We start from the raw sequence: 20,882 nt of genomic DNA, 5'->3' as shown, positions 1-20,882 counted from the left end.
GAACATAGTCGGCATGAACGCCCGTTTGGGTCAACTCGGCAATCTTAAATCATCGGCCGGGATTCTGGCCGTGATCGTGGGCTTGGTCTGGTTGGCGACGTCTTTCGGCCAGGCCGCCCTGTTGGGCATTGTCGCTATTGCCGCACTGGTTGCGGGCATCTATATCGGATTACGGCATCCGCTGTGGTTCTTGTACGGATTGGCGGTCGTCACCGGCGCACTGCCATTCGGATATTTCCCGGGCGTTCACGTCCCCTTATATCTGCCGTTCGCATTCGGTGCGGTGGTTGCGTTGTTCGTGCATCCGCGACTGGCACGCCCGATTCACCCATTGGAATGGTCGATTATCGCGCTGGTGGTCACCTCCATCGCGTCGGTCGCGGTAACCGGAGTGGGCATGGGCGACGTCATCCAGATCGTCCGGTGGTCCGTCGTCACCCTGGTCGCGATCGCCCTGAGCAGCTTGTCGGGTGAACATCTGGAGAAGTTCGGCCGCATATTCGTCTACGCGACGCTGGCCAATGCCATATTCGGCTTGTACATCGTGGCGTTCGACCCGAACCAGACGTCCTTCAAATATCTGCGGGTCTTCGGTTATGCGGCGGAATACACCGCCACGCGCTTCGCATTCGCCGAGGGCGGTGCCGAAAGATCCATGCGGCTCGGCGGCACTTCGGTGGACCCCAACGCCGAAGGCATTGCGCTGGTGGTGTCCATCGCCGTCGGTTTGGTCGTGCTGGCGGGCTGGCAACGCATCGTCGTGACCGGCATCTTCCTCGTCGCGCTGCTGCTCACCCTGAGCCGGGCCGGCATGTTCAGCATTGTCGCCGGTGCACTGCTGGTGCTGGCCTTCCACAACATGCGGTCGAGGGACCGCGGTTTGGCCATCGCCGCGATGGTGGCCGCCGTCGGAGCCGCGGCGGCGATACCGGAAGTGCGGACCAGATTCGCGCACTCGTTCAGCAGTGACGACGTCGGTTCCACTTCCCGAATTGATGCCATCCGGGAATTCCCCGACACCATGGCCGGATACTGGCTCTTCGGAAAAGGGTGGAACCGACTCGAATTCCGGGACGGAAACTACGCGTTCGTGCTGAACCATGTGTCGAACGCACCATTGCTGACGATTTACCGTGGCGGCATTTTCCCCGGTCTGGCGTTCTTTGCGATCATGCTGATCGGTTGCATCATGAGCTACCGGGCGATTCGCTCCAATTCATTCGCCTGGGCCGGGTATGGCGGTATCTACATCGGATTCTGTGTGGTTGCCCTCCAACTCGACCACCCGGTGGTCGGCATCCCGCCTGCCACCCTCAAATTCTCCATTTTGCTGGCATTCCTCATTCATATAGACCGACGACGCCGCGATCAGGTGACACTGCGACACGCCCAAGCAGATTCACAGCAAACGCCCTTGGCTACTGCACACTGAGTGCGCGTTTGCGCACCGCAGCGCACTTGATCGGCGAAGGGCGGTGGCGTGATGCCCGGCAAGCGTCGGATGCGATCTGCGCGCCGCTTCTCCAGCGTGGCGTCGGCGATCGCCGGCAGCATGGTCTGTGCCTTCATCGCCCTCACCGGCATTCCCGGGGACGCCCCGAAACGGTTGGGTGTGGCCGAGCGCGCCAATGTCGTCACGCTGCCGACCACCATCGGTTTCGCCGACTCCGACATCTACGGCATGTCGCCGGACGACGTGAACCGGACCTTGGCGTTGATGGCCAACAACCGGGTGAACACCATCCGGTTGATGATCCCGTGGGCCGGGGTCGAGCCGATCCTCGGCCAGCTCGACTGGAGCCTGGTCGACAAGACGGTGAATGCCGCCGCCGCCATGAACATGTCGATCATCGCGTTCGTCAACGCCACCCCGCCCTGGGCCATGTCGCAAGGCGGCCTACCGCTGAGCAGCCGGCCTTCCAACCCGGACTTTTACGGTGCGTTCATGGCGAAGGTGGCCACCCGCTACAAAGGCAAGATCTCCGCATACGAGATCTGGAATGAACCGAACGCGGTGTTCTTCTACAGCCCCGCACCGGATCCCGCCGGTTACACCGATCTGCTGAAGGCGGCCTACCCGCGCATCAAGGGCGTCGACCCGGACGCGACGGTGATCGGCGGGGTCGTCGGCGCCGTGGTGGACTTCGGCTCGTGGTCGATCAACCCGGTGCGGTTCATCGCCGGCATGTACGCCGCGGGCGCCAAGGGGAACTTCGACGCGCTGTCGTTCCACCCGTACAACTACAACCTGAAGTTCTCCGACGGCATGCTGATCGCGAATTCGCCTGTCCTGCAACTGCTTCAGATGCGGCAGGTGATGATCGACAATGGCGACGAGGAGAAGCGCATCTGGGCTACCGAGTATGGCGAGCCCACCTCGGTGGTCAACGAAACCACCCAGGCCGCATACCTGCGGGACATCTACACCAAGTGGCAGGAGATGCCGTACACCGGCCCGCTGATGGTCTACACCACGCGCGACCGGCAGACCGGAAGCAACCAGGCGGACGCCACCGTCGGGCTCTACCGCAGCGACTGGACCCCGAAGCCCGCGGCGGCCGACCTGGCGGCGACCATCGCCGCCGGGGTGCCGAAATCACCGGAATTCCAGCGCTTCTCCCAGATCACCGATCCCGCACACGGTTCGGTCCTGAGCCCGGTGTTCAGGGCCACCAAGACGGTATGGGCGCAGGTGCGCACGATCAACACCATCTACGAGATGCCGAGCGGCTATGTGTCATCGCCGCGTCCGGTGGCCGACATCGCGATGCAGCGCAATTCCGTGCCCGCGAGCGTATTCGCCAATGGCTACCAAGACTTTTCCGGCGGTCAGCAGTTCCGGGTGTGGTGGTCGCCCGAGACCGGTGCCCACTGGGCCTCGAGCGCCTTCGCGCAGGCGTGGAAACCGCAACTGGGGCTGGCCACCAGCGACGAGCACTACGTCAACGGCAGCAACCGCGTCGATTTCCAGCACGGTTACATGGTCTGGGCGCCGTGGGTCGGCGTGAAGGTCTACTACACCTGACTCTCGCCGCGCAGCAGGTCGGCCACCGCCCGGTGCGGCAACCGGTCCTGCCACCGCTGACGGTTGATCTCGTACAGCTGATTCCCGAGGTCGACCGCGGCCGCCACATCGGTGAGCAGGCGGCGGCACTCGGCGATGAACGCGGCGTCGTCATCCAGCGGGCGCAATCCGAAGATCGCCCCGAGGGATCCGATGGCGGCGGTGGTCGCCACCGCGGGCAGCCCGATCCGGATGGTGTCGAGCAGTTTGACCCGGACTCCCCCGCCGGTGCTGATGGGAGCGACCAGGGCCCGGCAGGTGCCGAGGAACGCTCCGAGGTCGTCGACGAATCCCAGGTCCCGGACCCCGTCGGGGTACGCCGGGTCAGCCGCACCGGGCTTCTTGGCCCCAATGATGCAGAGTTCGGCACCGGCGATCCCGGCCGTGATCCGCGGCCACAGTTCGAGGGCGCGCAGGAACCCCTCCTGGTTGGGCGGCCAGTCGCGGGTGCCCATGAACACCAGCCGCGGCGGTGAGGCCGCGACGTCGACCTGCGTGCCGGGCGGCATGGTGATGTCCATGAACCGGGCATCGCGGACCCCGTTGGCGCGGTAGTACTCGGCTTCCTCGGCGTCGTAGGTACTGACGCCATCGGCGGCCCGCGCGACGCGTAGCTCGTCGCGGATCAGCCGTGGTTCCTCCATGCGCCCGAGCGCTCCGCGCGAGGCGCGCCACACCAGCGACTCACTCACGTTGGTGTTGACGACGAGCCGCTTTTTTCCGAAATGCTTGCTGCGGAAGAAGGATTCGGCCATGTAGCTGTGTTCGGCGACGAACACGTCGGCGTCACTGCGGTCGATGGCACGCACCAGCTCATCGGTGTCGAACCGGACGTGCACCAGGCTGCGACGCCGCCGCGCCGAATCGATGAGCAGGCGGTGCGGGCGCACGGCCGGCTTGCGCACCCGCTCCAGCGGTAGGCCACCGGGGATCAGGTCGGCGGTGACGGCGCCGGGCTCGGGCGACAGTGCGATGGCCGACACCTCGAAGGAGTCTGCGGCCAACTGCATGAGCATGCGGGCCAGCGCGACGTCGCCGGTGTGTTCCAGCACTGGGTCTTTCGACAGGATGAACGCGGTCTTCGGGGTGGTCATGATTCCTGGGGCTGGTCGGACGACTCGGTGTCGGACGTCGCGGGTTCGGCCGGCTTTACTTCACGCGGCCGGTACACCGCCCACGTGAACCCGGCCAGCATGATCGCGTCGGCGACGGTGGCGGCCATCGCGGCACCGACCGCGCCCAGCGGCGTCAACGTCGCGAGCGCCGCGACCATGCCGAGCTTCACCGGAACCAGTCCGACCGCGATGGTGAGCCGGAAGACGTCGCGGCGCTGGGTGTACAGGACCACCTGCAACACGAAGATGCAGATGCGCAGCGCGGCGAAGCCACCCATGATCATCATGGTCGTCGCCAGCTGGGCGGGCGCCCCGAAGGCGAACAGGCAGCCACCGATGATCAGCAGCAGTGAGCCGCCGAGCGCCGCCATGCGCAGGATGTTGCGCAGCGGTGGACCCGCGGACAGATCACCACCGCTCTCGCGCAGGGGCTCGTGGTAGGTCATGCCGAACGATTGCCCGGCAGCGGCGACCGCCGCCGCCACGACCCACGCCAGCTGGTAGTAGCCGGCGGCCTTGGTGTCCACCAGGGTGCCGAGCAGCAGCACGTCGCCGCCGAGATACAGGGTGGTGCCGAGCATTTCGCCGGTGAGCGCCGCGATCAACCGTGGCGGGCCGGGCTGTGCGGGCCGGTGGCCGATGGCCAGCTTGGCCCCGACCAGCAGTGCCAGCACATAGGGCGTGCAGTACAGCAGTGACGCGTGGATCAGCGTCGGGTGCGCCGACGTGTACAGGTACACCGCGCCGACGCCGGCACTGGTGAACTGCCGGGCGGTGTCGAGCCGATACACCTTGTCCGGGTGGCCATCTCGCGCAGACCGGCTCTTCACCACGTTCATGGCGATCTCGCCGCCGGCCACCATCAGGCCGAAGCCGATGACGTAGTTGACGTCGAACGTCGCCGCGCCGGCGGTGACCAGGCAGAGCGCGACGAGGTAGCGCATGGTGCGCTCGCGCAGGAAGTGCTCCTCGGATTCCCGGATGGCCCGCACCGCGAAGGCGTTGTCGACGGTGTTGCCGACGATGCCGTTGAGCACCGTTGCCATGGCGTACAGCCCGTACTCGGAGACGCCGAGGCGCTGGACGAGGATCAGCGTCCACAGGAGGCCGACCCCGCGACCGCCGTAGATCCAGATCAGGGAGATGAGCGTCTTCGCCACATTGCGAGTGGGCGCTTCGGGTGCAGTCAGGTCACACGCTCACAGCTGATCGGGACAACATGTCGGTCCACACCCGGCCGAATGCCTCGGCCGTGCGCGGCCCGGAGCAGGCCTCGCGGTACGCCTCGACGTGCCGGCCGAACTCGGCCAGCCGCTGGTCGTCGTCGACGAGGGAGACGATGGCCTTGGCCAACGAGGCCGCCACCTGGTCGGCGTTCTTGTCACCGATGCGGACCACGAGGGCGCCGGCGCGCTCGTCCAGTTCGGCCAATGCGCCGTAGTCGGTGCACACCACCGGCGTCCGGTACGCCATCGAGTGGGCCACCGAGCCGGACGCGGGGTAGGTCTCGGCGTAGAAATGCCGCTTGCCGTACGGAATCACCACGGCCCGCACCGAATCGAAGAACGCATCCTCGGCTGCCCCGTCGACCGGGCCGACGATCTCGACCCCTGGGCCGCCCGTCAGCGCCTCGGTCCCCCGGCCCGCCACCCGGATCACGACGTCGTCGGGCAGCGCCCGGCGAATCCGGGCGATCTGCTCGAAACCCTTGCCGCGATACACGTGTCCGAAGAATCCGACCGCCTTCGGCCGCTCGATCAGCGGACGCAGTTGCGGCCGCTCGGAGACGATGTGCGGCACGTAGGCGACGTTGGTGTCGGGATAGGTGGCTTTGATGGAGTCCGCGCCGACCTGGCTCAGCGCGACCATGGTCCGGTCGCCGTTGACGACGCCCTCGATCATCCTCGACACCGGACGCAACGGGTAGTGCAACCCGTGCATCACCAGCCGATGTCGTGCCACGAACCGCGTCCGCGCCGGCCACCAAATACCCTGCGGCGGATCATGAACCGTCGCCGCCACCGGCACCCCGCGCAACCCCGCGATGGACCAGAACGCCGAAACCGCGCCCGCCGCCAACTCCGCATGCACCAACACCCGGCCCGGCGGGCCGGCGGCAACCAGCTCGGCCACCGCCCGACGATGCTCCCGCACCTGGGCGACCGTCTCGGCGCCCGGGCCCAGGGTGCGACGTTGCACGACCTCACCGAACAGGGGCTGTACGGCCTTGGCAAAGTTTTCCGCGTAGTCGCCAACCGCCGTCTGGCCTTCGGCCGGCCCGATGTAGACCAACCGGTACTCGCGCAGATCGACCGGCATCAGCAGAACAAGGGCCGGTATTTTGCGCTGTAGCCCAATGCATCCGGATTTCTCTTGGCGAACACCTTGGCGGGATTGCCGCCGACGACATCGAGCGGGGCCACGTCTTTGACCACCAGCGCCTGCGCGGCGACCACGGCGCCGCGGCCGATGAGAGCCGGCAGCACCATCGCCCGGCTGGCGATCCAGACGTAGTCCTCGACGACCGTCGGGATCGGGATGGGCAGGAAGTCGGGGTGGTTGATGTCGTGGCCACCGCCGAGCAGGTGCACATCGCTGGCGATGGTGACGTTGTCGCCGATCCACAGGCCGGCCCGCGCGTCGAGCAGGCAGCGGAAGCCGATGGTCGTGCCGTTGCCGATGGTCAGGAACTCGATGTCCAGGATCGTGGTGCCGCGCATGATGGTCGACCACTCACCGATGGTGGCGCCGAACAGCCGCAGGAAGCCCTGGCGGATGGTGTGCGACGGGATGTGCGTGATGAACATGTTGAACAGCAGCTCACCAATGCGGTTGCGCGCCTTCCGGCGAACACCCATCTTCTGCATCTTGTAATAGGTGACGCGGCCGTCTTCGCCGAGCTCCCATTCCGGCTCCGGCGGCAATTTCAATGTCGGTGCGGCCGCCTTCTTGCGTGCCACGTCTTCCGGGTCTGCCGTTGCCGGCTCGCCAATCACGTTGTTCGCTCCCGTCGTCCCGGATTCCGAGTTAACCACAGTGTTTCGGCCCCGTCAGCGCAGCCGGCCCTGGCGCGTCAGCATCTCGGACCACTTTGCCGCGTAGGCAGCGGCGACGTTCTCCGGAGAGCGTTCCTGACGCGTCCGGTCGGCGTTCGCCTCGAGTTCCTTGAGCCGGGCCTCGTCGCCCAGCAGTGCTTTGATGGCCGCGGAGAATCCGGCGGGCAACGCCGTCGGGTCGTCGGTGTCCATGGGGACGACGACCGCGCCGGTCTCGGTGCCGAATTCGGCGAGCGAGCCGTAGTCCGTACACACCACCGGTGTGCGGTAGGCCATGGCATGCGCCGCGACCGACGACGCGGGATAGGTCTCGGCGTAGAAATGCCGCTTGCCGTACGGAATCACCACGGCCCGCACCGAATCGAAGAACGCATCCTCGGCCGCTCCGTCGACCGCGCCGACGATCTCCACGCCCGGACCGCCCGGCAACGCCTCGGTCCCCCGGCCCGCCACGCGAATCACGATGTCGTCGGGCAACTCCCGGCGAATGCGCGCGATCTGTTCAAAACCCTTGCCGCGATATACATGTCCGAAGAAACCGACCGCCTTCGGCCGCTCGATCACGGGGCGGATCCTCGGCCGCTCACAGACGAGATAGGGGGCGTACGCCACATCCGTGTTGGGATACGTGTCGCGGATGGACTGCGCGCCGATCTGGCTCAGCGCGAACAGCGTCCGATCGCCGTTGACCATGCCCTCGAGCATCCGCGACACCGGACGCAACGGATAGTGCAAGCCGTGCATCACCAGCTTGTGCCGTGCCACGAACCGCGTGCGCCCCGGCCACCAGATGCCCTGCGGCGGATCATGAACCGTCGCGGTCACCGGTACCCCACGCAACCCCGCGATGGACCAGAACGCCGACACCGCGCCCGCCGCCAACTCCGCATGCACCAACACCCGGCCCGGCGGGCCGGCGGCAACCAGCTCGGCCACCGCCCGGCGATGCCGCAGGACCTCCAGCGCGCTGTCCGAACCCGGGCCCAACGTGCGATGCTCGACCAACTCGCCGACGTGCGGCCGCAGCGCGCGGGTCAGGTTCTCGGCATAGTCGCCCACCGCGGTCTCGTGGTCCGCCGGACCGACGTACACCAGGCGGTAGTCCTTCAGCGTGGTACCCGGGGTCGCTTCTGGCGCCATCAGTACCCGGCCAGCTTGTCGACCGCTTCATGCAGTCGAGCGCTGAATGCGTCCTCGGTGAACTGGGAGACGTGGTGCTTGATCTTCTCCTGGTCCCATGCCGTCGACTCGAATCGGTCCAGCGCTTCGCGCACCGAATCCGGTTGCGGTTCATCGAAGTACAGGCCGGTGGTGCCCTCGTCGATGGTGTCGAGGAAGCCGCCGAAGCGCAACGCGACACTCGGCCGGCCCCACACGCCCGCCTCGATCGGGGTCAGGCCGTAGTCCTCGAAACTCGACGACATCAGCGCGCGGCAGTTCTTGTAGAGCCAGGCCATCTGACCGTCGGTGAGGTTGTGGAGCATGGTCACGTTGTCGGTCTTCATCGACCGCAGGCGCTCGGCCTCGGGTCCGTTGCCGACGACCACCAGTTGCCGGTCACTCCCCGCGAACGCCCGCACGATGACGTCGACGTTCTTGTACGGCAGCAGCCGGCACACGACCAGGTAGAAGCTGCCGTCGGGATCGCTGAGGTCGACCTTGTCCTCGAGCTCGTCGACGGGTTCGACCGCGTACGACCGCGACATCGCCACGGGGGCGAACATGACCTCGGCGTCGATGTCGTAGGCCTTCTTGACGTAGCCGCTGATCATCGTCGAGATCGCGAGGTACTTGTCGGCCGCGAGGGCCTGCCGGCGGTCCCAGTCCAGCAAGCGCTTCTTGGTGAGCTTGAGGCCGAGGCGCTTGATCGGGTTCGCGTGGTCCCCGAGGTAGGCCTCGGTCTGGTACAGCCAGCGCGCCGGGTTGTAGCAGTAGATGAGTTTCTTGCCGTTCGTCCGGAAACCGTGTGACCACCCACTGCAGCTGGCCAGCACGATGTCGGCGTCGACGTACATCGACTCGGCGACCCGTGGGTAGATCGGAAGCGCGGCCCGGTGATACTTGCGGGCCAGGCCGACCTTGTTCAGCGCGGAAACCCGGATGTCGAGGTCGGCAAACTCCGGATAAGTCAGCTCAGGGTCGTAGAGCATGGTGTAGAGCGGGGCGTCCGGGAACGCCTTGGTCATGGAAAGGACAACTTTTTCCGCGCCGCCGAACTGGGTCAGATAGTCGTGGGCGATGGCCACCTTGGGCCCGTCCGTTCCGTCGTACTTGCGCGTCGAATGCACTGTTGAATATCCCCTTGCGCCGATCTGTTGATCGTCTCGCGGTCGTGAAGTCAGCTGCCCGCAAATAACGGGCACGCATATCGAACCGCAAACTTACGCAATTGACAAGCTAAATGCATCGCGCCTGCGCAGGACCTACTGCCGTCGGTACGCACGCGGCGCCGCAGCTAAGCGCGATCCGATACCATGGGTCCGCCTTTGTCGACCGGCGCTCCGCCGGTACAACCTGGGCCGCGCGGCTTCGACCAGGCATTACCCCTGACGCACCGAACGCAGCGGCGCGGCCGCACTCAGGGCGTGCTCAGCAAATGCCACCGACTGAACGGTGTTCAACACGAGTTACGGGCGGGACCTGCGCGCGAAGTGTATATTGGCCTACCAGCAAACTGCTGACGCAGGACGCGCGAGTCGCGGGGGCGGAAAATCTATGAACGGTGCGCAGATGACCGGTACACACGTGGACGTCGACTACACGGACCTGGACACCCTGTGGCAGGGCTACGACGAGTCCGTCCGCTCGTTGGCCGAGCGCGAAGGCGTCAAGGCCGTCGCCGAGCTCGGTGGTGGCGCCAACCCGATCATCGGCAGCGACGACTGGGGCTTCGCCGACGAGCGCGTCGTCATCGACATCTCGGCCACCGAACTGGCCAAGGCCAACAGCCGCGTGCACACCCGCGTCGCCGATCTCTGCAAACCGATCGACGACGAACTGAACGCGTACGACCTGGTGTTCTCCAAGATGCTCTGCGAGCACCTGCCCGACGCCCGCACGTTCCACGAGAATTGCTTCAAACTCCTTCGCCCAGGCGGACTTTCGGTGCATTTCTTCCCGACGCTGTTCGCGTTCCCGTTCGTGGTGAACCTGCTCATCCCCGAGCAGGCGGCGCGCACCGTGATCAGCAAGCTGCAGCCCGGGCGGTTGCAGAACCCGCACCACGAGAAGTTCCCGGCCTACTACCGCTGGACCACCGGCCCCACCCGGAAGGCCATCAAGCGTTACGAAAGCGTGGGTTTCCAGGTCGAATCCTGGTCCGGCGCCTATGGCCACGGGTACTACCGCGTGCTGCCACCGCTCGACGCACTCGAACGCGCCAAGAGCCGCTTCCTTATCAAGCACCCGGTCCCGGCACTCACCAGTTTCGCGGCAGTCGTCCTGCGCAAACCGGCGTGACCCGCCGAGTGAGCACCCCACCTTCACAACTTTCTTAGAGAACCGTTAACATCGTCGCCATGACGAGCGTGACCGAGCCACCGGTGGACAAGGCGATCGACATCCACACCACCGCGGGCAAGCTGGAAGACCTGCGTAGGCGGACCGAAGAGACCCTGCACCCCGTCGGCGAGGCCGCCGTGGAGAAAGTCCACCAGAAGGGCAAGCTCACCGCCCGCGAGCGCATCCTGGCGCTGCTGGACGAGGGTTCGTTCGTCGAACTCGACGCGCTGGCCAAGCACCGCAGCACCAACTTCGGCCTGGGTGACAAGCACCCGCTCGGCGACGGTGTGGTGACCGGCTACGGCACCATCGACGGCCGCGAGGTCTGCATCTTCAGCCAGGACGCCACCGTGTTCGGCGGCAGCCTCGGCGAGGTCTATGGCGAAAAGATCGTCAAGGTCCAGGAGCTGGCCATCAAGACCGGCCGCCCGCTGATCGGCATCAACGACGGCGCCGGCGCCCGCATCCAGGAGGGCGTGGTCTCGCTCGGCCTGTACAGCCGCATCTTCCGCAACAACATCCTGGCTTCGGGTGTCATCCCGCAGATTTCGCTCATCATGGGTGCGGCCGCCGGTGGCCACGTGTACTCCCCCGCGCTCACCGACTTCATCGTCATGGTCGACCAGACCAGCCAGATGTTCATCACCGGCCCGGACGTCATCAAGACCGTCACCGGCGAAGAGGTCACCATGGAGGAGCTGGGCGGCGCCCACACCCATGAGGCCAAGTCCGGCACCGTGCACTACGTCGCCTCCGGCGAGCAGGACGCCCTGGACTACGTCCGCGATCTGCTGAGCTACCTGCCCCCGAACAACTACGCCGAGCCGCCGCGCTTCCCCGCGCCGCCGCACCCGGGCGCCATCGAGGACAACCTCACCGACGAGGACCTCGAGCTCGACACGCTGATCCCGGATTCGCCGAACCAGCCCTACGACATGCACGAGGTCATCTCGCGCATCCTCGACGACGACGAGTTCCTCGAGATCCAGCAGGGCTACGCGCAGAACATCGTCATCGGCTTCGGCCGCATCGACGGCCGTCCCGTCGGCGTCGTGGCCAACCAGCCGACGCAGTTCGCCGGCTGCCTGGACATCAACGCCTCGGAGAAGGCCGCGCGGTTCATCCGTACCTGCGACGCCTTCAACATCCCGATCATCATGCTGGTGGACGTCCCGGGCTTCCTGCCGGGCACCGAGCAGGAGTACAACGGCATCATCCGCCGCGGCGCCAAGCTGCTGTACGCCTACGGTGAGGCCACCGTCGCCAAGATCACCGTCATCACCCGTAAGGCCTACGGCGGCGCGTACTGCGTCATGGGCTCCAAGGACATGGGTTGCGACGTCAACCTGGCCTGGCCGACGGCCCAGATCGCCGTCATGGGTGCCTCCGGCGCCGTCGGGTTCGTCTACCGCTCCGAGCTCAAGGCCGCCGCAGCCAGCGGCGAGGATGTCGACGCCCTGCGCCTGCAGCTGCAGCAGGAGTACGAGGACACGTTGGTGAACCCGTACGTCGCGGCCGAGCGCGGCTACGTCGACGCGGTCATCCCGCCGTCGCACACCCGCGGCTACATCGCCAACTCGCTGCGTCTGCTGGAGCGCAAGATCGTGCAGACGCCGCCGAAGAAGCACGGGAACATCCCCCTGTGAGCGGGGCGAACGATTCGGCTGTGGTGAGCGCCGACAACATGTCCGAAACCCAAGCGGTGGAACCGCCAGTCGCGCCGCTGTTCGAGGTAGTCAAGGGCAACCCGTCCGACGAGGAGCTCGCGGCTCTGGTGACGGTGCTGGCCAGCGCCTCCGGCAGCGGTGCCGGCCCCGACAGCGGCGACCGCAACGACTGGGGCCACCCGGTCTCCAAGCTGCGGTACGCGTACACCAGCTGGCAGCTGGTGACGTTGGTGGAGCGTACTTTCATCCGTCGATGAGGCTCGTCCTCGGCTCGGCGTCGTCGGGCCGGCTCAGCGTGCTGCGCAAGGCCGGGGTCGAACCGGTCGTGCTGGTATCCGATGTCGACGAGGACGCGATCATCGCGTCTCTCGGCGACGCCGGCCCCGGTGACGTCGTGCAGGCCCTGGCGACCGCCAAGGCGCAGCGGGTCGCCGAAGCACTCGATGCGAACCTGTCGGCGGACTGTGTGGTGATCGGCTGTGACTCGATGCTCGAGTTCGACGGCCGGCTGACCGGCAAGCCAGGCTCCCCCGATGCCGCCCGGCGGCAATGGCATTCGATGGCCGGCCGCAGCGCCGTCCTGCACACCGGCCACTGCGTGTTGCGCCTGGGCGACGGCGGCGTCACCGCCGCGGTCACCGAGCTCGGTTCCACCACAGTGCATTTCGGCGAGCCCAGCCCGACAGACCTGGACGCCTACCTCGCTACCGGCGAACCCCTGTGGGTAGCCGGCGCGTTCACTCTCGACGGCCTGGGCAGCTGGTTCATCGACGGCATCGATGGTGACCCGTCCAACGTGATCGGGCTGAGCCTGCCGCTGCTGCGCCGGATGCTGGCCCAGCTCGGAGTGTCCGTCGCCGAGCTGTGGGCCGCGAACCGGCCCACACCCGGCGCTGCCACGCGCTGATCGATTTTTCGCCGAATCCACCCATCCGCACGACCGACCGCGCCGAACTCCTGGTGATCAACCAGGAAGGACGGCACGGTGCGGCGAATCGCAGTGGTCGGAAGCGGCATATCGGGGCTCACCGCAGCCTGGGTGCTCGCGCGCGACACGGAAGTCACCCTGTTCGAGGCGCAACCGCGATGCGGTGGGCACGCCCACACACATGAGCTGGCGGCCCGTCGCGGCAGCACCGACGTCGTCGGCGTCGACTCCGGCTTCATCGTGCACAACGACCGGACGTATCCCACCTTGCTCCGGCTGTTCGCCGAACTCGGTGTCCGCACGCAGGAATCCGACATGTCGATGTCGGTCTGCTGCGAAGGGTGCGGTCTGGAGTACGCCGGCGCGAAAGGACTGGCCGGCCTCTTCGCCACGCCGGGTTCCGTGCTGTCCCCGCGTTATCTGCGGCTGCTCGCCGAGGTGACGCGCTTTCACCGGCTCGCTCGCGCCGAACTCGCGCGCGGCGTGGCGGAGAGTCAAACCCTCGGCGAATTCCTCACCACGGCAAGGTTTTCCGACTACTTCGTCACGCACTTCATGGTGCCGTTGGTCGCCGCGGTTTGGTCGTGTCCCCCGGATGTCGCACTCGACTATCCGGTCGGTTACCTGCTGGCGTTCCTCGACCACCACGGGATGTTGACGGTCTTCGGTTCACCGACCTGGCGGACGGTGACGGGGGGCTCTGCGCGGTACGTCGAAGCGATCACCGCGCGGTTGCCGTCGGTACGCCTCGGGGTGCCGGTGCGCAGCGTCACCCGAACCACGGACGGGGTGACGGTCCGTGACGACGCGGACCGGGTCGAGCAGTTCGATGCGGCAGTCATCGCGACCCATCCGAATCAGGCCCTTTCGATCCTGGACCAGCCGACGGCCGACGAGATCGAGGTACTCGGCGCACTGCGGTACTCGATCAACCACACTGTGCTGCACAGCGATACGTCACTGCTGCCGCGGCGTCATGGCGCCCGTGCGTCGTGGAACTATCGGATGCCGTCCTGCGCCGTCCAGGCGGACGAGGTCCTGGTGAGTTATGACCTCAACCGGCTACAGCGACTCGACGGGAGCACCGATCGGCAGTTCGTTGTGACGCTGGGCGGCGCAGGCCGGGTCGACCCGAGCCGGGTCATCGCCACCATGCTCTATGACCACCCTCAGTACTCGCCCGAGTTCCGCGCGGCGCAACAGCGCCTGCACACGCTCGGTGATCACCGCCTGGCGTTCGCCGGCGCATATCACGGATGGGGTTTCCACGAGGACGGCGCCGTGTCCGGTGTAGCCGCGGCGGAACGACTCGGCGGCAGTTGGAGCGGTGCGGTGCCGCCATTGGCCCACCCGGCGGGGCATGTGGCATGAGCCCACCACAGATCGTGCGAACCACCATCCACCACGTCCGGACGGTTCCGGTGCGGCACGCGTTCACCTATCGCAGCTACAGCTGGCTGGTCGACCTCGACGACGTGCCCCGGCTGCCCCGCCTGCTGCGGCCGTTGGCCGGGTTTCACGCCGCCGACCATCTCGGCAATCCGCGCCGCACGCTGCGCGAGAACGTCGGCTCCTATCTCGACGAACACGGCATCGACCTCGGCGGCGGCCGCATCCGAATGTTGGCCAATGCCAGAGTCTTCGGCTTCGTGTTCAATCCGCTGACCCTCTATTGGTGCCACGACGCCGGCGGCGCGCTGGTCTGTGTCATCGCCGAGGTACACAACACCTACGGTGGGCGGCACCGCTACCTGCTGCGCGCCGATCGTCGCGGCGAGGTGACGGTGCCGAAGGAGTTCTACGTTTCCCCCTTCAACCCGGTCGGTGGCCGATACGTCCTGCGTGTTCCCGAACCGACGCGGGACCGGCTCGGCGTGGCGGTCACCCTGCTCGACGCGTCCGGTGGGGTCGTGCTGACCGCCACCTGGGCCGGGTCGATCCACCCGGCGCGCCCCGCAACCGTCCTGACCACCGCACTGGCAGCGCCGCTGGCGCCGTTGCTGGTCTCAGCACGCATCCGCTGGCAAGGCGTGCGCCTGTGGGCGCGCGGACTGCCACTGCACCCCCGCCCCCAGGAGGCCGCTCTATGACGAATCAACTGCACGACGGTGCCGCGTACGATCCGTTCCTGCCGGCCCGGTGGACCGATATCGCCCACGTGCCAAGCGGTTTGCGCACCAGGCTGGGCACACCCATTACCCGGGCGCTGTTCCGGGCCGCCGTACGGGACCTACCGGTGCGGGTGGAATACCCGGATGGCACCGTGCAGGGGGCCGCCGGTGCGGCCGACCCGGCCGCACCGCGAATGTTGTTGCACCGACCCGATGATTTCTTCGGCCGGATCGCGCACAGTGGTCTGATCGGCTTCGGCGAGGCATACATGGTGGGTGACTGGTCCGCACCAGAACTCACCGCCGTACTCACCGCGCTGGCGTCCCGCATCGACACCGTCGTGCCGGCCATGTTCCAGGGACTGCGCTCTGTTCTGCTGCCGAAGACCCCGCGCAACCACCGCGGGGCGCACGCGGACACCCGCGCGAACATCGCGCATCACTACGACCTGTCCAACGAGTTCTTCAGCATGTTCCTCGACCCCACGATGACCTACTCGTGCGCGCTGTTCGACACGCTCGACCCGCCACCGGCCTGGCGTGACCTCGCGGCCGCCCAGCACCGCAAGATCGACCGGCTGCTGGATGCCACCGGCGTCGGCTTCGGCACGCGCCTGCTCGAAATCGGTACCGGCTGGGGCGAATTGGCGATCCGCGCCGCGCAGCGCGGCGCGCACGTACACACCGTCACCCTGTCGCGCGAGCAGCAGCTGCTGGCCCGGGAGCGCATCGCCGCGGCTGGGCTGTCGGACCGGATCACCGTCGAGCTGTGCGATTACCGCGACATCACCGGCCGATACGACGCGATCATCTCCGTCGAGATGATCGAGGCCGTCGGGTATCGCTACCTACCCGCCTATCTGCAAACGCTCGACCGTCTCCTCGATGTCGACGGACGGGTCGGCCTGCAGCTGATCACCATGCCGCACAAGCGCATGCTGGCTTCCCGCGACACCTACACCTGGGTGCACAAATACATCTTCCCGGGCGGGTTCCTCCCTTCGGTCAAGCTCATCGAACGCTCGGTCGCAGCGCACACCACACTGCACATCACCGACCGCCATTCGTTCGGACCGCATTACGCCCACACCCTGAGACTGTGGCTGCAGCGATTCACCGCGAACAGCGCGGGCGCTGACGCACTGGGCTTCGACCGCATCTTCCGCCGGATGTGGCGCTTCTACCTCGCCTACTCCGAGGCCGGCTTCGCCTCGGGCTACCTGGACCTGCACCAGCTCGTCCTGCAGCCGAAGGCCCGATCTTGAGCAGGCCGTCCGGATCCGACGGGTTGCGTCAGATGGACCCGATTCCCGCGCAGCCATGCGACGATTCCCGGATGAGGGGGGAGCCGGACCGCGCAGCGCTCCTGACGGCGATCGCCGATGGCGACCGCGCGGCCTTCGCTGAGTTCTACGACCTGACGTCGGCACGGGTGTTCGGGCTGGCCTATCGCGTCGTGCGTAACAAGACCCTGGCCGAGGACGTGGTGCAGGAGGTGTTCCTCCAGGTGTGGTCCTCGGCGGCGCGGCAATACGACCCGGCGCTGGCCAGTCCGATCGGCTGGCTGATGACCTTGACGCATCGCCGCAGCATCGATCGGGTCCGCTCCGAGCAGTCGGCCGCCGACCGCAACCATGCCTACGGTGCCTCGAGCCTGGGCCGCGAACACGACACCGTCGCCGACGAGGTGGGGCAGCGACTCGACGAACAAGAGGTCACCGACTGCCTCGGTGGCTTGACCGCTGTTCAGCGGGAAGCCATCGGCCTGGCGTACTACAGCGGCCACACCTACCGGGAGGTCGCCGAGCACCTCGACGTCACGCTCCCCACCATCAAGGCCCGTATCCGGGACGGCCTGATCCGCCTGAAGAACTGCTTGGGGGTGGGCACCGATGCCTGACAGCTATACCGAGGACGAACAGCAATTGCTCGATCTGGCGTATGTATATGCGCTCGACGCGGTGTCCGAAGCCGAACGCTCGGACATCGCCGGCCGCCTGGGCGTCGCCGCGCCGCACACCGCGCACGCGTTCGCGCGGATCGTCGGCGACACCCAGGAGACCATGGCGTTGCTCACCGCGGGTGACGCCATGACGCCGCCGACCGAACTGCGCGCGCGCATCCTGCAGGCCATCGGCATCCAGTCGCCGGAGCGCGGTTCAGATGAACTGGCGCTCAGGCGCAGCCGGCGACGCCGGATGATCGTCCGGATCGCGGGGGCCGCCGCGGCGGTCTGCGCGATCGTCATCGGCTCGACCGTGGTCGTCGAGCGCTTCACGAATCAGCCGGCGCAGCCCACGGTCTCGCAGGTGCTGGCCAACCCCGACACCCGGACCTTCTCCGCGGACGTCGCCGGCGGCACCATCACCCTCAGCGCGTCCCAACAGGCGAACGCCGTAGTGGTGGCCATGGCGAATGTGCCGGCGCCACCGGCAGGTCACGTTTACCAGATGTGGTTCATCCCGGCGTCGGGAGCACCGCGGTCCGCCGGCACCATGAGCGCGGACACCATGCCACCGCCCGGCGGCGAGGTGGTGCCGGCCCTGAACTCGGCCGCCAAGGTGGCCGTGACGGTCGAGCCGGGATCCGGATCCGCCCAGCCGACCAGCACGCCCGTCGTGGTCGTCTCCCTGACCTGACGATGATGATCGACGACTTCTTCGACGAACTCCTCGACCGCACCGTGGTACTCGGGTATTCCCGCCTGGGTCTGGCTGTGCGGCAACGGTTGTGGCGGACGCCCGCGCTGCCGGCCGGCGCGCTCGCCGGCCGGACGGTGATGGTCACCGGGGCGAATTCGGGTATCGGCAAGGCCATTGCCACCGAACTGGCGGCGCTCGGCGCGACCGTGCTGATGACGGTGCGTGACCGCGCCCGCGGCGAGGCCGCCCGGCACCATGTGCTCACCGTCGCGCCGGCCGCCGACGTCTCGGTCGAGGTGTGCGACGTGTCGAACCTGGCCGCGGTCCGGTCGTTCGCCGCGGACCTGCTGGCCCGGCGCCCGCGGCTGGACGCCGTCATCCACAACGCCGGCGTCATGCCCGAGCACCGTACGGAAAGCGCTGAAGGGCACGAGCTTTCGCTGGCCACGCACGTCCTGGGGCCGGTCTTGCTGACCGAGCTCCTGCTGCCGGCGCTGACCGCCGCGTCGCACCCTCGGGTCGTTCTGATGTCCTCCGGCGGCATGTACACCCAGGCGCTTCCGGTCGATGACATCGAATACCGGCACGGGCACTACCGCGGTGCCACGGCCTACGCGCGCAGCAAGCGCATCCAGGTCGCGTTGACCCCGGTGCTGGCGCAGCGCTGGCCCGCTCTGATGGTGGCCGCCATGCATCCCGGCTGGGCCGACACCCCCGGCGTCGCTCAGTCGCTGCCCGGGTTCCGTCGCGTGACGCGTCCGATCCTGCGGACATCCGAGCAGGCCGCCGACACCGCGGTCTGGCTGACTGCGACGGAGCCGCCGCCGAAGTCAGGACAGTTCTGGCACGACCGCCGGATCCGTCCCACGCACTATCTGCCCACCGCCCATGACGACGACGCCGACGTCCAGCGGGTGTGGCAGTACTGCGCTGCCGCCATCGGGTTGGGCGGACCTGTCGCAGAATCAGATTCGTGAGAGTTCGCGGCGCAGGCCGCGCGCCCCGTTGTCGAGAAGGTGCGCCACCGCGAGTTGCAGCAGCGGTTCGATCCACCGCAGCCAGCCCTGGAACGCGAACCGGATGCGGTAGGTGACCTGGGTGCCGTCTGCGTGTGGGGCCACGGTGATGGTGTCGCGCGCGACCAGATACTGATTGACCCCGCGCAGTTCGATCGACTGTCCGGGCGTCACGCTGGTCACTTCGTAGGTGATCTCCGACGTGCGGCCGGCGAATCGGGACGTGTTGAGGTAGCGGGTGCCCACGCCGCCGTCACCGGCGATGCGTTCGGTGCGCACTGTGCCGGGGTCCCATTGCGTCGTGGTGGCGAAGTCCGCCAGGTACGCGAACACGGCGGCCGCCGGCGCGTCGACCACCACCTGTCGCTGCGCGTCGATCATCGGACTGCCTTCCCCAGCTGGTGGCGCAGGCACTGGTCGAGATCGGGTCGCCGGAACCGATGGCCGGCCGCGATGAGCCGGCCGGGCACCACCCGCTGGCTGGCCATGGCCAGTTCGCGGGCGCCCTGCCGGCCGAGCAGCAGTGCGGGGCCCGCTGCGGGCACGGGGAGCACGGCCGGACGGCGCAGCACTGCGGCCAGGGTTCGCGTGTAGTCGGTATTGCGGACCGGGTGTGGCGCAACCGCATTGACAGGACCGGACAGCGCCGTGTCGACCAGCGCGCGGTGATACACATCGATCAGATCGTCGATGTCGATCCAGGACAGCCACTGCTGTCCGCTGCCCAGGGGGCCGCCCAGACCGGCGGCGAACAGCGGCCGCATCAGTTGTAGCGTGCCGCCGCGCGGGGTCTGCACGATCCCGGTGCGTACGTTGACCACTCGCAGTCCGGCGGCGGCTGCCGGCGCCGTCGCCGCCTCCCAGCCGGCGACGACATCGGCCAGGAACCCGTCGCCCGGTTGCGCCGATTCGTCGAGGTGCTCGTCGGCGCGGTCATCGCCGTACCAGCCGATCGCCGAGGCGCTGACGAAGACCGCCGGTCCGTCCGTCGCTCGTGCGGCGCACTCGGCCAGCCGTCGGGTCGGCTCGATCCTGCTGTCGCGCACCGCTTTCTTGTGTGCGGCGGTGAACCGCCCCGCGATCGACGCCCCAGCCAGGTGCACCACGGCGTCGATCCCGTCGAGCAGGTCGTCGGCGGGTGACTCGGGGTCCCACCGGCGTTCGGTGTCGTCGCGTGGTTCGCGGCGCACCAGCCGGATCACCCGGTAGCCGCCGGTGGACAGGAAGGCGCTGAGGGCGGTGCCGATCAGTCCCGATGCCCCGCTGACCGCCACAGCGCCGGGTCGCCCGCCGTGTTCTCGCGCCCACCGATGGGTGGCCAGATCGTCGCTCAGCTGACGATGCCGGTACCGGAAGGTCGGCTCCAGCAGCTGCCCGGGCACCGGCGTATCGACGCGATCGGTGACTCGGGTACGCCCGGCGCCGACGGCGTCGAAGCAGTGTTCGTGCCGCCAATGGCCGACCAAAGCAGTTGGCAGCGAACGCAACCCGTCCCGGCCCAGTTCGTCGACGAAGCGGGCGGGCGGCGCGTAGTCGGCGGGATTGTGTTGAGCGCTCCAGCGCAATCCGCCGGGCAACCCGAGGACGGCGCGCCCGTCAGCCAGCGATGCCGCTTCGGAGACCACGGTCATCGGCTGCCATGGCGGCAGCAACCGGTGGATGGCCCCCGGCGGCGCATGCCAGGCGAACACGTCGTCGCGCGGCGCGTCGACCACACTGCTGTATTCGATTCCCATGCAACCTCCGAGTCGAATCGGCCTCAGGTGGGATTCGGAGCCAACC

20 protein-coding genes are annotated in these 20,882 nt (G+C 67.5%); 12 read left to right on the top strand and 8 right to left on the bottom strand.

Annotation, left to right across the window (positions count from 1 at the left end):
* Nucleotides 1–13 precede the first annotated feature (13 nt).
* Nucleotides 14–1,432 carry an O-antigen ligase family protein gene (locus tag AC3WTE_RS17770; RefSeq protein WP_492439497.1) on the top strand — a complete coding sequence of 473 codons (1,419 nt, stop codon included), beginning with the start codon at nt 14–16 and terminating at the stop codon, nt 1,430–1,432.
* Nucleotides 1,433–1,483: 51 nt separating this feature from the next.
* Complete coding sequence (locus AC3WTE_RS17765) at nt 1,484–3,025, top strand: cellulase family glycosylhydrolase (protein ID WP_492439495.1); 1,542 nt, start codon at nt 1,484–1,486, stop codon at nt 3,023–3,025.
* Here AC3WTE_RS17765 and AC3WTE_RS17760 read toward each other — a convergent pair.
* The 6 genes from AC3WTE_RS17760 to AC3WTE_RS17735 are packed head-to-tail and all read right to left on the bottom strand — an operon-like array spanning nt 3,016 to nt 9,523.
* Nucleotides 3,016–4,158: a glycosyltransferase gene (locus AC3WTE_RS17760; RefSeq protein WP_492439493.1), complete on the bottom strand. Its 1,143-nt coding sequence runs from the start codon at nt 4,156–4,158 to the stop codon at nt 3,016–3,018. The genes AC3WTE_RS17765 and AC3WTE_RS17760 overlap by 10 nt on opposite strands.
* Entirely contained in the window at nt 4,155–5,339 is a 1,185-nt protein-coding gene (locus AC3WTE_RS17755) for a polysaccharide biosynthesis protein (protein WP_492439491.1), read from the bottom strand. Before AC3WTE_RS17755 ends, AC3WTE_RS17760 begins: the two co-directional genes overlap by 4 nt.
* Nucleotides 5,340–5,370: 31 nt before the next feature.
* Entirely contained in the window at nt 5,371–6,498 is a 1,128-nt protein-coding gene (locus tag AC3WTE_RS17750) for a glycosyltransferase (RefSeq protein ID WP_492439489.1), read from the bottom strand.
* A complete protein-coding gene (locus tag AC3WTE_RS17745; protein ID WP_170212426.1) occupies nt 6,498–7,175 on the bottom strand; it encodes an acyltransferase in 678 nt (225 codons plus the stop codon). Before AC3WTE_RS17745 ends, AC3WTE_RS17750 begins: the two co-directional genes overlap by 1 nt.
* A gap of 54 nt (nt 7,176–7,229) precedes the next feature.
* Nucleotides 7,230–8,375, bottom strand: a complete 1,146-nt coding sequence (locus tag AC3WTE_RS17740; RefSeq protein ID WP_492439487.1) for a glycosyltransferase family 4 protein — start codon at nt 8,373–8,375, stop codon at nt 7,230–7,232.
* A complete protein-coding gene (locus AC3WTE_RS17735) occupies nt 8,375–9,523 on the bottom strand; it encodes a glycosyltransferase (RefSeq protein WP_492439485.1) in 1,149 nt (382 codons plus the stop codon). Before AC3WTE_RS17735 ends, AC3WTE_RS17740 begins: the two co-directional genes overlap by 1 nt.
* A gap of 442 nt (nt 9,524–9,965) precedes the next feature.
* On the opposite strand from AC3WTE_RS17735, the gene AC3WTE_RS17730 reads away from it, so the two are divergent.
* The 10 genes from AC3WTE_RS17730 (at nt 9,966) to AC3WTE_RS17685 (ending at nt 19,061) form a co-directional block, all read left to right on the top strand.
* Nucleotides 9,966–10,694, top strand: coding sequence for a class I SAM-dependent methyltransferase (locus tag AC3WTE_RS17730; RefSeq protein ID WP_492439483.1), 729 nt, complete (start codon nt 9,966–9,968; stop codon nt 10,692–10,694).
* A gap of 59 nt (nt 10,695–10,753) precedes the next feature.
* Nucleotides 10,754–12,382 carry an acyl-CoA carboxylase subunit beta gene (locus AC3WTE_RS17725; protein WP_492439481.1) on the top strand — a complete coding sequence of 543 codons (1,629 nt, stop codon included), beginning with the start codon at nt 10,754–10,756 and terminating at the stop codon, nt 12,380–12,382.
* Nucleotides 12,379–12,660: an acyl-CoA carboxylase subunit epsilon gene (locus AC3WTE_RS17720; protein ID WP_492439480.1), complete on the top strand. Its 282-nt coding sequence runs from the start codon at nt 12,379–12,381 to the stop codon at nt 12,658–12,660. The genes AC3WTE_RS17725 and AC3WTE_RS17720 overlap by 4 nt, the downstream gene beginning before the upstream one ends.
* Entirely contained in the window at nt 12,657–13,310 is a 654-nt protein-coding gene (locus AC3WTE_RS17715; protein WP_492439478.1) for a Maf family protein, read from the top strand. The genes AC3WTE_RS17720 and AC3WTE_RS17715 overlap by 4 nt, the downstream gene beginning before the upstream one ends.
* 78 nt (nt 13,311–13,388) lie before the next feature.
* Nucleotides 13,389–14,702: an NAD(P)/FAD-dependent oxidoreductase gene (locus AC3WTE_RS17710; protein ID WP_492439476.1), complete on the top strand. Its 1,314-nt coding sequence runs from the start codon at nt 13,389–13,391 to the stop codon at nt 14,700–14,702.
* Nucleotides 14,699–15,421, top strand: a complete 723-nt coding sequence (locus tag AC3WTE_RS17705) for a DUF1365 domain-containing protein (RefSeq protein WP_492439474.1) — start codon at nt 14,699–14,701, stop codon at nt 15,419–15,421. Before AC3WTE_RS17710 ends, AC3WTE_RS17705 begins: the two co-directional genes overlap by 4 nt.
* Nucleotides 15,418–16,707, top strand: coding sequence for a class I SAM-dependent methyltransferase (locus AC3WTE_RS17700; protein ID WP_492439472.1), 1,290 nt, complete (start codon nt 15,418–15,420; stop codon nt 16,705–16,707). Before AC3WTE_RS17705 ends, AC3WTE_RS17700 begins: the two co-directional genes overlap by 4 nt.
* A 71-nt stretch (nt 16,708–16,778) precedes the next feature.
* On the top strand, nt 16,779–17,342 hold the full coding sequence (sigK, locus tag AC3WTE_RS17695) for an ECF RNA polymerase sigma factor SigK (protein ID WP_492439470.1): 564 nt from the start codon (nt 16,779–16,781) through the stop codon (nt 17,340–17,342).
* A complete protein-coding gene (locus tag AC3WTE_RS17690; protein WP_492439468.1) occupies nt 17,335–18,081 on the top strand; it encodes an anti-sigma factor in 747 nt (248 codons plus the stop codon). The genes sigK and AC3WTE_RS17690 overlap by 8 nt, the downstream gene beginning before the upstream one ends.
* 5 nt (nt 18,082–18,086) lie before the next feature.
* A complete protein-coding gene (locus AC3WTE_RS17685; protein ID WP_492439467.1) occupies nt 18,087–19,061 on the top strand; it encodes an SDR family NAD(P)-dependent oxidoreductase in 975 nt (324 codons plus the stop codon).
* Here AC3WTE_RS17685 and AC3WTE_RS17680 read toward each other — a convergent pair.
* Together AC3WTE_RS17680 and AC3WTE_RS17675 are read right to left on the bottom strand one after the other, a co-directional pair.
* The gene (locus AC3WTE_RS17680) at nt 19,050–19,481 is read right to left on the bottom strand and encodes an SRPBCC family protein (protein WP_492439465.1); all 432 of its coding nucleotides are present in this window, start codon (nt 19,479–19,481) and stop codon (nt 19,050–19,052) included. The genes AC3WTE_RS17685 and AC3WTE_RS17680 overlap by 12 nt on opposite strands.
* Complete coding sequence (locus AC3WTE_RS17675) at nt 19,478–20,836, bottom strand: TIGR01777 family oxidoreductase (RefSeq protein ID WP_492439463.1); 1,359 nt, start codon at nt 20,834–20,836, stop codon at nt 19,478–19,480. Before AC3WTE_RS17675 ends, AC3WTE_RS17680 begins: the two co-directional genes overlap by 4 nt.
* Between the last annotated feature and the right edge of the window lie 46 nt (nt 20,837–20,882).

This window comes from Mycobacterium sp. FW102-FHT13B02, from assembly GCF_058790275.1.
Note: the sequence above shows the minus strand (reverse complement) of the source record. Positions and strands in the feature narration are given on the sequence as shown.

Coding starts and splice junctions, on each gene's coding strand:
- AC3WTE_RS17770 (WP_492439497.1), top strand. CDS start 14: ATGAACGCCCGTTTGGGTCAACTCGGCAATCTTAAATCATCGGCCGGG.
- AC3WTE_RS17765 (WP_492439495.1), top strand. CDS start 1,484: ATGCCCGGCAAGCGTCGGATGCGATCTGCGCGCCGCTTCTCCAGCGTG.
- AC3WTE_RS17760 (WP_492439493.1), bottom strand. CDS start 4,158: ATGACCACCCCGAAGACCGCGTTCATCCTGTCGAAAGACCCAGTGCTG.
- AC3WTE_RS17750 (WP_492439489.1), bottom strand. CDS start 6,498: ATGCCGGTCGATCTGCGCGAGTACCGGTTGGTCTACATCGGGCCGGCC.
- AC3WTE_RS17740 (WP_492439487.1), bottom strand. CDS start 8,375: ATGGCGCCAGAAGCGACCCCGGGTACCACGCTGAAGGACTACCGCCTG.
- AC3WTE_RS17730 (WP_492439483.1), top strand. CDS start 9,966: ATGACCGGTACACACGTGGACGTCGACTACACGGACCTGGACACCCTG.
- AC3WTE_RS17725 (WP_492439481.1), top strand. CDS start 10,754: ATGACGAGCGTGACCGAGCCACCGGTGGACAAGGCGATCGACATCCAC.
- AC3WTE_RS17715 (WP_492439478.1), top strand. CDS start 12,657: ATGAGGCTCGTCCTCGGCTCGGCGTCGTCGGGCCGGCTCAGCGTGCTG.
- AC3WTE_RS17705 (WP_492439474.1), top strand. CDS start 14,699: ATGAGCCCACCACAGATCGTGCGAACCACCATCCACCACGTCCGGACG.
- AC3WTE_RS17700 (WP_492439472.1), top strand. CDS start 15,418: ATGACGAATCAACTGCACGACGGTGCCGCGTACGATCCGTTCCTGCCG.
- sigK (WP_492439470.1), top strand. CDS start 16,779: ATGAGGGGGGAGCCGGACCGCGCAGCGCTCCTGACGGCGATCGCCGAT.
- AC3WTE_RS17690 (WP_492439468.1), top strand. CDS start 17,335: ATGCCTGACAGCTATACCGAGGACGAACAGCAATTGCTCGATCTGGCG.
- AC3WTE_RS17685 (WP_492439467.1), top strand. CDS start 18,087: ATGATCGACGACTTCTTCGACGAACTCCTCGACCGCACCGTGGTACTC.
- AC3WTE_RS17680 (WP_492439465.1), bottom strand. CDS start 19,481: ATGATCGACGCGCAGCGACAGGTGGTGGTCGACGCGCCGGCGGCCGCC.
- AC3WTE_RS17675 (WP_492439463.1), bottom strand. CDS start 20,836: ATGGGAATCGAATACAGCAGTGTGGTCGACGCGCCGCGCGACGACGTG.